The sequence below is a fragment of the Xanthomonas sp. F1 genome, assembly GCF_014199855.1.
This window is the reverse complement of record NZ_JACHOK010000001.1, coordinates 386,862-399,092: the sequence shown is the minus strand read 5'-3', so window position 1 is coordinate 399,092 and position 12,231 is coordinate 386,862. Positions and strand designations below refer to the sequence as shown.

General features: G+C 68.8%; 13 protein-coding genes. 5 read left to right on the top strand and 8 right to left on the bottom strand.

Translation table 11 applies throughout. The annotated features are described in order from the left end of the window. Nucleotide 1: 1 nt before the first annotated feature. The 3 genes from GGR71_RS01760 to GGR71_RS01750 form a co-directional block, all read right to left on the bottom strand. On the bottom strand, nt 2–316 hold the full coding sequence (locus GGR71_RS01760) for a metalloregulator ArsR/SmtB family transcription factor (RefSeq protein ID WP_160963479.1): 315 nt from the start codon (nt 314–316) through the stop codon (nt 2–4). A 161-nt stretch (nt 317–477) separates the two neighbouring features. Next, entirely contained in the window at nt 478–1,257 is a 780-nt protein-coding gene (locus GGR71_RS01755) for a LytR/AlgR family response regulator transcription factor (RefSeq protein WP_160963477.1), read from the bottom strand. Next, entirely contained in the window at nt 1,254–2,360 is a 1,107-nt protein-coding gene (locus tag GGR71_RS01750; RefSeq protein ID WP_160963475.1) for a sensor histidine kinase, read from the bottom strand. Before GGR71_RS01750 ends, GGR71_RS01755 begins: the two co-directional genes overlap by 4 nt. Before the next feature lie 211 nt (nt 2,361–2,571). Here GGR71_RS01750 and GGR71_RS01745 point away from each other — a divergent pair, with 211 nt between their 5' ends. Then, complete coding sequence (locus GGR71_RS01745) at nt 2,572–2,958, top strand: hypothetical protein (RefSeq protein ID WP_160963473.1); 387 nt, start codon at nt 2,572–2,574, stop codon at nt 2,956–2,958. A 248-nt stretch (nt 2,959–3,206) separates the two neighbouring features. Here GGR71_RS01745 and GGR71_RS01740 read toward each other — a convergent pair whose 3' ends face one another. Next, on the bottom strand, nt 3,207–4,148 hold the full coding sequence (locus tag GGR71_RS01740) for a LysR substrate-binding domain-containing protein (RefSeq protein WP_160963471.1): 942 nt from the start codon (nt 4,146–4,148) through the stop codon (nt 3,207–3,209). Between the two features lie 214 nt (nt 4,149–4,362). Between GGR71_RS01740 and GGR71_RS01735 the strand changes: the two genes are divergently transcribed. Together GGR71_RS01735 and GGR71_RS01730 are read left to right on the top strand one after the other, a co-directional pair. Continuing rightward, on the top strand, nt 4,363–5,289 hold the full coding sequence (locus tag GGR71_RS01735) for a DMT family transporter (protein WP_160963469.1): 927 nt from the start codon (nt 4,363–4,365) through the stop codon (nt 5,287–5,289). Nucleotides 5,290–5,358: 69 nt separating this feature from the next. Next, a complete protein-coding gene (locus tag GGR71_RS01730; protein WP_160963467.1) occupies nt 5,359–5,871 on the top strand; it encodes a DinB family protein in 513 nt (170 codons plus the stop codon). Nucleotides 5,872–5,895: 24 nt separating this feature from the next. On the opposite strand, the gene GGR71_RS01725 is transcribed toward GGR71_RS01730, so the two are convergent. Next, nucleotides 5,896–6,816, bottom strand: a complete 921-nt coding sequence (locus GGR71_RS01725) for a peptidylprolyl isomerase (RefSeq protein WP_160963465.1) — start codon at nt 6,814–6,816, stop codon at nt 5,896–5,898. A 101-nt stretch (nt 6,817–6,917) separates the two neighbouring features. Next, nucleotides 6,918–8,696: an XVIPCD domain-containing protein gene (locus GGR71_RS01720; protein ID WP_160963463.1), complete on the bottom strand. Its 1,779-nt coding sequence runs from the start codon at nt 8,694–8,696 to the stop codon at nt 6,918–6,920. 157 nt (nt 8,697–8,853) lie between these two features. Here GGR71_RS01720 and GGR71_RS01715 point away from each other — a divergent pair, with 157 nt between their 5' ends. Together GGR71_RS01715 and GGR71_RS01710 are read left to right on the top strand one after the other, a co-directional pair. Continuing rightward, the gene (locus GGR71_RS01715) at nt 8,854–9,219 is read left to right on the top strand and encodes a PadR family transcriptional regulator (protein WP_152237367.1); all 366 of its coding nucleotides are present in this window, start codon (nt 8,854–8,856) and stop codon (nt 9,217–9,219) included. Beyond that, the gene (locus GGR71_RS01710) at nt 9,216–10,145 is read left to right on the top strand and encodes a sensor domain-containing protein (RefSeq protein WP_160963461.1); all 930 of its coding nucleotides are present in this window, start codon (nt 9,216–9,218) and stop codon (nt 10,143–10,145) included. Before GGR71_RS01715 ends, GGR71_RS01710 begins: the two co-directional genes overlap by 4 nt. 50 nt (nt 10,146–10,195) lie before the next feature. Here the strand turns inward: GGR71_RS01710 and GGR71_RS01705 are convergent, their stop codons facing one another. Continuing rightward, entirely contained in the window at nt 10,196–11,506 is a 1,311-nt protein-coding gene (locus GGR71_RS01705) for a polyhydroxyalkanoate depolymerase (RefSeq protein WP_160963459.1), read from the bottom strand. Between the two features lie 63 nt (nt 11,507–11,569). Next, nucleotides 11,570–12,175 carry a class I SAM-dependent DNA methyltransferase gene (locus GGR71_RS01700; protein ID WP_160963457.1) on the bottom strand — a complete coding sequence of 202 codons (606 nt, stop codon included), beginning with the start codon at nt 12,173–12,175 and terminating at the stop codon, nt 11,570–11,572. Between the last annotated feature and the right edge of the window lie 56 nt (nt 12,176–12,231).

The following is a 12,231-nucleotide window of genomic DNA, read 5'->3' as shown; positions in this document are numbered from 1 at the left end:
ATCAGGCGATGCGCTTGGCCTGCCTGCGCGACTCGCGTTTGAGCGGGCCGGCGCTGGGGCAGATCTCGAAGGCGAAACCGCTGAGGGTATTGACCAGGTTGTCGGGGGTGAGACGGTAGACCACGTACTGGCCGCGGCGCTCGCTCGCCACCAGCCCGGCCGCTTCCAGCACCGACAGGTGCCGCGAGATCGCCGGCGCGCTCATCGCGAAACGCTGCCCGATCTCCCCAGCGGTAAGTTCCTGGGCCGACAGGTAGGCCAGGATCTCGCGGCGTGGGCGCGAGGCGAGGGCTTCGAAGACGCGGTCGATGGACATCGGGGCTTAGCTAATTAACGAATTAGTTAATTAATGACGTGTCGCCTGGTCCATGTCAAGTGCCGAATCGACGCGGTGACGTGGTTTCCCCCATGACGTTCTCCATCCATGAGGAGAGTCGCTGTCGCAAAAGACGTGACTGGCGAGTTGCCCGCGTTTCGTCAATTTTCCTTGCGTGTCGTCACCAGGCGCAGGAAGGCTTCATGCTGGTAGCGGCTCATGCGCAGTTGCTGCCCCGTCTCCATCGTGACCACGTGGTGGCCGTTGAACCAAGGATGGATCGCCCTGACCCGACGCAGGTTGACGATCGCCGATCGATGCACGCGGGCGAAGTGACGCGGGTCCAGCCGCGCGGACAACGTGGCCATGGTCTCGCGCAGTTCATGGGTGCGGTCGGCCAGGTGGATCAGCACCGTATTGCGACTGGCCTTGATCCAGACGATGTCCTCGACCGCGACCAGCACCACTGCTTCGTCGACGCGCACCGGAATCCGTTGCAGATAATCGTCGCGCTGGCGCAGCGCATCCAGGGTCTGCAGAATGCGCGCCTCGGCGAAGGATCCGATGCCGTTGCCGGCGGACAGGCGCCGCTTCGCGCGCTGCAGTGTCTCGGCGAAGCGTTCGCGGCTGAAGGGCTTGACCAGGTAGTCCACTGCATTGGCCTCGAATGCACGCACCGCGTACTGCTCGTAGGCGGTGACGAAGATCGTTGCCGGCATCTTGGCCGCACCGATCGTGGCGACGACGTCCATGCCGGTCAGTGCCGGCATCTGGATGTCCAGGAACACCAGGTCCGGCGACTGGCTGCGGATCGCGATCACCGCGGAGGCGCCATCGCCGCATTCGCCCAGCAGTTCGATGTCCTGATCGGTGCGCAACAGCCGCACGATGGCGTGGCGCGCGATCGGCTCGTCGTCGATGACCAGCGTCGTGATACTCATACGGCGACGTGCTCCGGGGCTTCCTCGGCGTCCAGTTCGCGGAAGGGCAGCCGGATGCGGCAGGAAACGCCTTGCGGATAGAGCATGTCGAGCCGGATGTCGGCCTTGTCGCCGTAGAGTTCCTTCAGTCGCAGGCGGGTATTGGAGAAGCCGATGCCGTGTCCGCCCGCACTGCCGTTGTCCTCCAGCGTGCTGTTGCCGTTGCGCACTTCGATGGACAGCGTTTCGCCTTCGCGCCGGCTCTCGATCTCGATGCGGTCGCTGCCGACACGCTGGCCGATGCCATGGCGGATCGCATTCTCCACCAGCGGTTGCAGCAGCAGGCTGGGCACTGCGCAGTGCAGGGTGCCGGGCGCGACATAGAGTTTCGTGCTCAGACGGTCGCCATAGCGCTTGCGTTGGATGCCGAGATACAGGTCGAGCAGGGCCAGTTCGCGTTCCAGGGTGATTTCCTGGCCGTCGTAGTCTTCCAGGAACGCGCGCAGCAGCTCGCTCAACCGCAGCAGCATGTCCTCGGCGGCGAGGGTGTCTTCGTCCAGCAGGGTGACGATGGCATGCAGCGTGTTGAACAGGAAATGCGGTTGCAGCTGGCTCTTCAGCGCTTGCAGACGCGACTGCGCGAGCTCGGCGGCCAGGCGGCTGGCTTCCACTTCGCGCCGTGCCTTCTCGGCATGGAAGTGCAACGCTTGCTGGATCGCGAACAAGGTCCAGTAGGTCAGCAGCCCGATCGCGAAGTGCTGCTCCAGGAAATACCCCAGTTGTTCGGCGAAACCGCTGGGTTCGAACAGGGTGGAGACCAGTGCGCCGATGACCATCGCGGCAAACGTCACGCACAGGCTGGCGACCGCCTGCGCGCCGAGTCCATGGAAGCGCTGGGCGCCGCGGACAGGGAAGCGCTCGGCGAGCCGGAAGACGGTGGGCGCCAGCAGGGCCCAGCTGTACCACTGGATCAGCGACCACCGGATGAGCACCTCCAGAGGCCACCTGCCGGCAGACGCACCGTTGTTGATGATGTTCTGGAGCATGAACACCATGGCCACCAGCGTCCACAGCGCGATATAGCGCCCCAGGCGGATTTCGGTAGTGCCGAGTCGGACGTTCATCCAGAGGCGGTCGATGGGGGGACGGGCGCATCCTAGGCGCAGCGACACGCCGTGGAAAGCGCTGGTGCGTGCGCACTACGATTGGGAGCGCGAGAGCGACGATTCGTCCCGAATCGATTTGCAGCCGCGCGATCACGCGGCCTGATGGGACGCCGGTACAGGGGAATCTACCCCGTGTGGCTGGCGAATCCTTCCCATCGGAGATCCCGTCATGCCCTCGATCCGTCTCTTTGCCTTCACCGTTTCCCTGTCCGTCGCGATCGCACCGGCGGCCGCCGCCGAACCGGTCCGCTATCTGGAACTCAGCAACCGTGCCTATGACGCGCTGACGTCGCTGGCGGTCGCTGCGCCGGGCAGTGGAGCGTTCCGTGAGGTCGCACTCCACGCGCCGTTGCTGGGCGGTGGCGACGCAGCGACCTTCCCGCTCGCAGGCGCTGCCTGCCGCTACGATCTTCGCTTCACCTTTCGCAATGGACGTTCGATGCTGTATCCAGATGTGGACGTCTGTGCGCACCGCGTGCGCATCCGGCCGCTGCCGCATGCGCAGTCGGGCGGGCATGCGCTGCAGGTCGCTGAGACGGCTGGAACGTCACCTTGATCTCCCGCTCCCGATCGGAGAGGGGCTAGGCGTTCCTTTCTCTGCTGCGTTTGGCTTCGCGGTGGTGGCACGCCGATCCCTCTCCGCCTGGTTGCTTCCGCTCTCTGTGGGAGGGACTTCAGTCCCGACGCGACCCGCCATGAGACTCAAGGTTTCTGTCGCGCCACCACCTCACTGCGCACTCGCTGCGCACGCACGGCATCGGTCGTGGTCGATGCCGCGCCTGCGAACGCGCGCGGCCAAGCGAGCTAACCCGCTTTCGGCGGCAACCCGAGCAGCTCGGCCGGCAGCGCCGGCATCGGCGTGCGCTCGTCCAGCGCCTCGCGCTTGAGCCAGTCGACGAAGTGGCTGGCGGCCGGGCTGAGCAGGCGGTGGGTCGGATGCACGATGTAGTAGGAATAGCGCGCGGTCAGCGCCGGGCCGGGCAGGCGCACCAGCTCGTAGCGCTGCAGGTAGGGCTGGGCGATGTGCTTGCGTGCCAGCACCGCGCCGACGCCGTACACCGCCGCGCGCATCGCATCGGTGCTGTCGTTGAAGGTGTGCATCGGCGGCAGTGACACGCCGCGCACGCCAGCGGCGCGGAACCAGTCGCGCCAGCCCTGCGGCGACATGTCGGTGAGCAGCGGCAGCTGCGCGATCTGCTCGGGCCGGCGCAGCGTCGCCAGTTGCGGCAAGGCCGGCGAGGCCACCGGGAACAGTTCGTCGTCCATCAGGTGGTGCGAGGTCAGTCCCGGCCAGTCGCCCTGGCCGTAGCGGATGCCGAGCTCCGGGCCGCCCTCTTCGAAGCGCGAGAACGCGGAGTCGGTCTGGATCTCCAGGCGCACGTGCGGATAGGCCTGGCAGAAGCGCGGCAGGCGCGGCAGCAGCCAGCAGTACGAGAGCGAGCGCAGCGTGGTGAGGCGCAGCGGTGCCGTGTCGGCCTGCGGATGCAGGTTGCCGGCGACCGCGGCGATGTCGGCCAGTGCCGCGCTGGCGGCATCGGCCAGCTGCCGGCCTTCGGCGGTCAGCTTGACCCCGCGCGCGTGGCGCTGGAACAGGGTGGCGCCGAGCAGGGCTTCCAGGCGCCGCACATGGTGGCTGACCGCACTGGCGGTGAGATGCAGTTCCTCCGCGGCATGGGCGAAGTTCTGGTGGCGGGCCGCGGCGGCGAACACGCCGAGCGCGGGCAGCAGGGAGGGGCGCAGTTGCATGAGCAGACACGCGGCAGATTTGTGGCTCGCGACGATACTACGCGCTTGTCGGCCCTGGGGCGCAGGACGATGCTGGCGCCGAACACGACATGCGCGGCGGGCAGCGCGGTGCGGAGTCGGCGCGGACGCGCCGTCCGGCATCCGCAGCCGGCAGCGGATGCGTGGCGTCGCGCGATCGGTGCGGCGCGTTTCCGGTCGACCGCGAGCCTCCTCCATGCCCACCTCCGATACCTCCCTGCAGCCGGCCATCGTCTCCGCCGCTCCTGCGCCCGCATCCGACGGCGCTGCCACGCGCGACTGGCGCACGCCGCTGGAACTGGGCTTCCTTGGCGTCGTCTGGGGCTGCTCGTTCCTGTTCATGCGCGTGGCCGCGCCGCAGTTTGGCGCCTATGCGCTGGTGGAACTGCGCCTGGCGCTGGGCGCGGCGGTGCTGCTGCCGTTCCTGTGGCTGGCGCGGGCGCGTTTCCCGCTGCGGCGCTGGCCAACCCTGGCGGGGATCGGCTTGCTCAACTCCGCGCTGCCGTTTCTGCTCTTCGCCTGGGGCGCGCAACATGCGCCGGCGGCGATCGGCGCGATCTGCAACGCAATGACCGTGCTGTTCACCGCATTGATCGCGTTCCTGTTCTTCGGCGAGAAGATCGGCGCGCGCCGCGCGTTTGCGCTGTTGATCGGCTTCGCCGGCATTGTGGTGTTGGCCACCGGCAAGTCGGCCGGCATCAGCGTGGGCCCCGCCGCGCTCGCCGGCACCACCGCCTCGTTGCTGTACGGCATCGGCTACAGCCTGGTGAAGCGGCACATGAGCGACCTGCCGCCGGCCGCCGCCGCCGCCTCCACCCTGGGTTGCAGCGCGGTGCTGCTGGCGCCGCTGGCCTGGACGCATTGGCCGGCCACGCCGGTGCCGGCCGTCGCCTGGGCCTGTGCCGGCGGTCTGGGTGTGCTGTGCACCGGGCTGGCGTTCCTGTTGTACTACCGGTTGATCCAGCGCATCGGCCCGGCGCGCGCGTCGACGGTGACCTATCTGGTGCCGGTGTTCGGCGCGCTGCTGGCTTGGGCGCTCCTCGGCGAACCGCTGACCTGGACCATGCTGCTGGCCGGGGCGCTGATCCTGGGCAGCGTCGCGTTCAGCCAGCGCACGCGGTAGCAGCGCCGCTGGCAGCGTGCGCGAAGATGCCCGATGCTGGCGCGCACCTTTGGCCTGGAGAACGACGCAATGACCGATTCCCTGCTCGCATCGCAGTTCGCCTTCAAGGCCTGGGCCAACGCCGAACTGCTGCAGGCGCTGGCGCAGATCGACGCGGACGCGTATCCGGCGCAGCGGCAGCGTGCGATCCGGCTGTTGAACCACACCTACGTGGTGGACCGGATCTTCGCCGCGCACCTGCAGGGCGGCACGCATGCGTTCACCGCCAGCAATACGCCGCAGACGCCGCAACTGGAGGCGCTGGACACGGCGGTGACCGAATCGGACCGATGGTATGCCGATTACGTCGCCCAGCTCGACGCGGCGGCCCTGCAGCAGACGCTCGCGTTCCGTTTCACCGATGGCGATGCCGGCCGCATGAGCCGCCAGGAGATGCTGTTCCACGTCCTCGCGCACGGCGCCTTCCACCGCGGCAACATCGCCATGCTGCTGACCGAGTGCGGCGTGGAGCAGCCGCGCGAACTGTTCACCAGTTTCCTGCACGCGCAGCAGCCGCAGCGGCGGACTGCCGGCGGCGCCTGAGCGCGCGGGGATCGCGCCTCGTGACTACTTCGGCGGCGTGCGCACCGGCAGCGGCACGTTGCACAGGTCGATGTGCCCGGCCGGACGCTTGTAGAAATCGTCGCGGCGGTTGCGTCGTGCCTCGACCACCTCGCGGAAGGTCCGGGTATCCGTACGCAGCAATTGCAGCGGCGTGCGCTCGGTCTCCGGCACGTCGCTGGCCAGGCGGATCGCGCGGATCGGCGTGCGTTGTTCGGGTTTTTCGTAGAAGCCCATCGGGTCCGGCCCGCGCGGGATCACGCTGAGCAGTTCCATGCCCTTGACCACGCGGCCGACCACGGTGATGTTGCGGTCCAGCTGCCGCGGCGACTGTCCGGTGACCACGTACAGTTCGGCGCCGATGCTGCTGTCCTCGTCGTTGTTGCGGCCGGCGCCGAGCGTGCCGTAGCAGTGCGCCAGCCAGGCGGTGCCGGCCTTGGGATCGCGCGCCACCGGCAAGCCGTCGACGAAGCCCACTTGCGGCGCCCAGCCATCAGCGTCGGGCAGCGGCTGGAACGCCAGGCCGGCGGCCGGGCGCTGGAATTCGGCCGGCAAGTGGGTCTTGGCGCTGCCCAGCGACTTGGCCTTGCCCGGCTCCTCGCCATCGGGGTCGCCGAACTGCACCACGAAATTGTCCTGCGCGCGGTAGATGCTCAGGCCGTCCCAGAAATGTTCGTGAGCGAGGGTGCGGATGTTGCCCACGTGCTGCGGCGCGAACGCCGGCGCCAGTTCGATGATCACCCGGCCGGTGCCCAGTTCCAGGTACAGCGTGTTCGCTGGATCCAGCGTGCGCCAGTCGCTGGGCTTGGACGCGTCGAGGATCTGTTGCGGGCTGCGGTACGGCACGGCCGGCGGCGGTGCCCCGGCCGACGCGGCGAAGGTGGACAGCGACAACGCGAGGGCGAGCAGGGAAGTGCGCAGCGGCATGAGGGCGGCCCGGTCGGTGAGCGCCCGATTCTCACCGAAGCGGCGGCGCCTGCCAATCTGTCAGCGGCATGGTGCGACCGCCGTGCCGCCGGCAGTACCGCCTACGACAGCGCGCGCCGTTGCGGTTCCTGCGCGTCCTGCACCGGCGCCTGGTTCTGCGCCGGCGGCAGCGCGGCCAGTTGCCTGGCGCTTTCCGCTGCCGGGATGGTGGCGGCCTGCGCCGCGTCCACGTAGGCCACGCGCTTGTCGCCGGCGCTGGGGTCGCCCTGCACCGCGAACACGCGCCCTTGCTCGTTGCGCAGGACGTGATCGACCTGGGTCAGGCCGTCGCGCCTGGCCGCCAGCAGCAGTCCGCTCGCGACGTTGGCATCGTAGGGCGTGAGCTTGCGCTCGATCGCCTGCTGCATCGCCTGCTGCTGCGGATCGGCGGCGACACGCGCATCGGGCGCAGTGCCCGTGCTCGGCGCGGAGCGCGTGGGCGCCGACGGTGATGGCTGGTCGGCGCGGTCGACCTGCGCGTCGATGCGGACCAGGTCGCCGCCCGGCGTGCCGCCGGCGCTGCTGGCCACGCGGAACAGGCGCTCGCTCAGGCCGTACTGGGAATTGCCCAGGTGTCGCGCCAGACCGATCGCGAAGTCCTGCGGACTCTGCTTTTCGTACTGGGCGGCCTCGCGCGCGGTCATCGGACTGGCCTGGGCGGCACGCTGGTACTGCTGGCGCAGCGCGTCCATCTGCTGTTCGGAGAAGCGCAAGGTGGCGTTCTGGCCGGCCGCGATCGGCGTATCGGCCGAGGCGGTGTCCTTGCCGGTAAGCGCGGCGTTGAGCAACTGCGCCTGGTTGTGGTCGACCTTGTCGAAGGCGAACTGATAGCTGCGTTGGTCCACCCGCTCCTTGCCCGCCGGGTCGAACTGGCGGGTCAGGGTCAGCGGCACGTTGCCGGCGTACTGCACCTTGCCGACCACGCTGGAACTGCCATCGGCGTAGGTGGTGCGCACGTTCTCGCCGCTGTTGCGCTGGCCGCCCAGTTCGGCCTTGAACGGGCCCAGGCCGAGCTGGGCGCGGGTCTCCGAGCTCATGGTCAGGCTTTCGACCTTTTGCACGTCGCTGACGCCTGGCGCATCGGTGGCGAGTCGGCCGCTGGCCAGGAAGTCGCGATAGGCGGCCTGCGCCTGCGGTTCGCGCAGATCGAAGGTGGCCGTGCGCATGGTGGCCTGGCCCAGCGCATCCTGCCGGCCGAGCATGGCCTGGGCGACGTCGGTCTTCAGGCCCACGGCCTCCAGCCGCTCCACCGCCTGGGTTGGGCCGATTGCCATGCGCACACTGTTGGCATCCACGCGCTGCACGGCGTAGCTCATGCCGGCCGCGTCGGTGCGCTCGCTGGACGTGGCGAAGCCGCGGAAGGCGGCTTCCATCGAGGTCTTGGCGAACACCTGGCCATCGAGCTTGACGCTGCCGCCTTCCGGGATCGTCGTGGGGTCGAAGGGATTCACCCGCGCAGCGGCGTCGGCCGTGGCCACGCCGGGCAGCCTGACTTCGTAGCGGCCGCGCTCGCCGGTGGCCTGGGTCAGGCTGCCGTCGGCGGCCAGGCGCCCGGCCTTGAAGTCGCCCTGGATGCGATGGCCCTGGGTGAACTCCACCTCGACGTTGAACGCGGTCTTGCCGTCCTCCTCCTTGCGGCCGGCACCGACCTTGCCGGTGTGCACCACCGCGTACTCCAGCGGGCCGTACTTGGCCTGTGCGGCCGTGCGGCTGTACTCCACCGAGCCCGAGCCGGCCTCCGGGTCGCGCTTGACCGGGCCGGTCGAGAACTGGTTGCCGGAGCTGGCGAAGCTGGCGTCGGTGGCCTGCCCGGGCTGTGGGGTGGCGGGCGTCGAACTCATGCGTGACCTCCTGGATGGCATGCAAGAAGGAAGGTCACCCAGTCTAGTCAGCGCGGTGTTGCCGAAACGTTTGTCGGCGGCGCGGCACGCATGACCAACGGCACAGTGACTATGTCGAACTCGGTACTAGTATCTAGCTCAACCTAGCGAGGGCGCCATGGTCGAGCCGGATGCGCAACTGAAGAAATTCCAGAAGGAGCTGAGCGCCGGCACGGTGTCGCTGGCCCTGCTGGCAGTGCTGGCCGCGGCCGAGGCGCCGCTGTACGGCTACCTGATCGCCAAGCGCCTGGAGCAGGTGGGCGAGGGCGTGCTCAGCGGCAAGCAGAGCGCGCTGTACCCGGTGCTGCGCAACCTGGAGGCGGCCGGCCTGCTGTCCAGCCATGTCGAGCCGTCGGTGGCTGGGCCGCCGCGGCGTTACTACCGCATCACCGCGGCGGGCCTGGCCACGCTGCGGCAATGGGCCGCGGCGTGGCGCGCCACCCGCGATTCCGTCGATTCCGTGCTGAAGGGGATTTCAGAATGAGCAGCGCACACACCGCACCGCGGCCCTTGCCGACCACCATTCCCGACTACCTGGCGCAACTGCGCGCGGCGCTGGCCGGTGCCGACCCGGCGCTGGTCCAGGACGCGCTGTACGACGCGGAGGAATATCTGCGTTCGGAGCTGGCCGAGCAGCCGGGCAAGAGCGAAGCCGAGGTCATCGCCGGCGTGGCCGGCAGCTACGGTGCGCCGGACGAGGTGGCCGAGATCTACCGCGAAACCGAAGTGACCGTGAACCGCGCACTGAAGCCGCCGGCGCCGCCCAAGCGCAAGTCGTTGCTCGGTCGCTTCTTCGGCGTGGTCGCCGATCCGCGCGCCTACGGCAGCCTGTTCTACATGCTGCTGTCGCTGGTCACCGGCATCTTCTATTTCACCTGGCTGGTCACCGGCGTCAGCGTCTCGGCGGGCATGCTGATCCTGATCGTCGGGGTGCCGCTGCTGGTGCTGTTCTTCGGGTCGGTGCGGCTGCTGTCGCTGGTGGAAGGGCGCGTGGTGGAAGTGCTGCTGGGCGAGCGCATGCCGCGGCGGCCGCTCTACAGCGCGCCCGAACAGCCGTGGTTGCAGCGCATCGGGCGGATGTTCACCGATGCGCGCACCTGGACCACGATGCTGTACTTCCTGCTGATGCTGCCGCTGGGCATCGTCTACTTCACGGTGTTCGCGGCCTTGCTGAGCACGTCCTTCGCCCTGCTGTTCTCGCCGGCGGCCTTGCTGGACCCGGACATCGTGCACTTCACGATCAGTATGGGGAACACGCAATGGAGCGGCGGCGAGACCTGGCTGCCGTTGTTGCTGATGAGCGTGCTCGGCGGCCTGCTGTTCTTCGTCACCCTGCACCTGTCGCGCGGCGTCGGCAAGGCGCATGGCCTGCTGGCCAAGCACCTGCTGGTGCGCAGCGTGGCGCCTTGACGTCCTGATGCGTGATCGCCCGCGGCGGGGTGCCGCGGGCGATACGCCGCTCAGCCCGCCTTGCGGCTGCCGCGGCGCTTGAGCGGGGTGACGTTGCCGGCCGCCGGCGCGCGGCTGGCGCCGGCATTGGCGGCGATGAAGCTGCGCACCTGCGGATACACGATGTCGCGCCAGCGGCGGCCGCTGAAGATGCCGTAATGGCCGGCGCCTTGCACTTCCAGGTGCTGGCAGCGTGCGGCGGGAATGCCGGTGCACAGGTCCTGCGCGGCGGCGGTCTGGCCCAGGCCGGAGATGTCGTCCAGTTCGCCTTCGATGCTGAGCAGCGCGGTGTCGCGGATCGCGGCCGGGTCGACGCGTTCTCCGTCGATCACCCATTGCCCGCGCGGCAGCAGGAACTCCTGGAACACCACGCGGATGGTGTCCAGGTAGTAGGTGGCCGGCATGTCCAGCACCGCGTTGTACTCGTCGTAGAAGCGGCGATGCGCCTCGGCGTCCTGCAGGTCGCCCTTGACCAGGTTGGCGTAGAAATCCCAGTGCGACATGAAGTGCCGGCTCGGGTTCATCGCCAGGAAGCCGATGTGCTGCAGGAAGCCCGGGTAGACCTCGCGACCGTGGCCGGGATAGGCCGGCGGCACGGTGTGGATGACGTTGTGCTCGAACCAGGACAGCGGATTGCGCGTGGCCAGGTCGTTGACCTCGGTGGGGCTGCGTCGCGCGTCGATCGGCCCGCCCATCATCACCAGCGAGCGCGGCGTGGTCTCGCCGCGTCCGGCCATCAGCGACACCGCGGCCAGCACCGGTACGGTCGGCTGGCACACGCTCATCACGTGCAGCGACTCGGCGCCGATGTGGCGGATGAAGTCCTGCACGTAGCGCACGTAGTCGTCCAGGCCGAAGTCGCCCTCGGCCTGCGGCACCATGCGCGCGTCGATCCAGTCGGTGACGTAGACCTTGTGGTCGCGCAGCAGGGTGCGCACGGTGTCGCGCAGCAGCGTGGCGTGGTGACCGGACAACGGCGCCACCACCAGCACGGCCGGCTGCTTCTTGAGACCGTCCACGACCTTGGCGTCGTCGCTGAAGCGCTTGAAGCGCAGCAGGCGGCAGAACGGCTTGCGCAGCACTTCCTGTTCGACGATCGGCAGCGCGTGGCCGTCGACCTCGACATGGTCCAGCGCCCAGGCCGGCTTCTCGTAGTCCTTGCCCAGGCGGTGCATCAGCTCGTTGCTGGCGGCCAGGCGCTCGGCGCCGGGCAGCGTGGACCACAGGCTGTTGGGGTCGGAGAAGATCTTGGCGTTGGCTTCGGCCTGGTGCACCCAGGGGGCGAGCAGGTTACGGGTCAGTTCGTGCCACTGGTAGAGCATGCCGGTGTTTCCATCCTGAGCGTATGCTGCCGTGCAGCATAACGCATCCGTGATGTTTGCACCTTAATGGGGCACCAGACCAATCGTCTCCAGGGCTGCCGCATCCCCCGCCAGCGCTGGCGCCAGCCAGCAATGACTGCCGACCGCGCGCAGCCCGAGCGCACCGAACTGGCGCCGGTACCAACGCGCCGCGCGTGGCTGGAAGCCGGCGTGGTCGCCGTCGAAGTCGTCTTCGGCGGCGAAGGTCTCCAGGAACGCCACGCCGCCGCACAGCTCCACCAGGCCGGGCAGGCCCTGGCGCAACTCGCGGCTGGGCACGTAGTGCAGCACGTCCGAGCACACCAGCAGGTCCACCGGCGCGCACGGCCGCAGCCAGGCGAAATCGCCGAAGCGCGCCGGGTGCAGATTGCGGTGGCGGCCATAGCGGGCGACGGCGTAGTCGCTGCTGTCGAAGCCGAGATAGCGCAGCTTCGGCCGCAACTTCAGCAGCGGCGCGCGCCAGGCACCTTCGCCGCAGCCGATGTCGAGCACGCTGCGGATCGGCCGTTCCAGGTAGTACTCGGCCTGGGCCACGGCGAGCGCGACCTTGCGCGCCAAGCGCGCGGCATCGCCGATGCCGTCGCGGCGATACCAGCGTTGGAAGTAGTCGGCGTCGTACTGTTTGCTCATGAGCGCGTGTGGTCCGTGCGGGCGCCGGACGAATCGGCGAAAATGGCCGCACATCC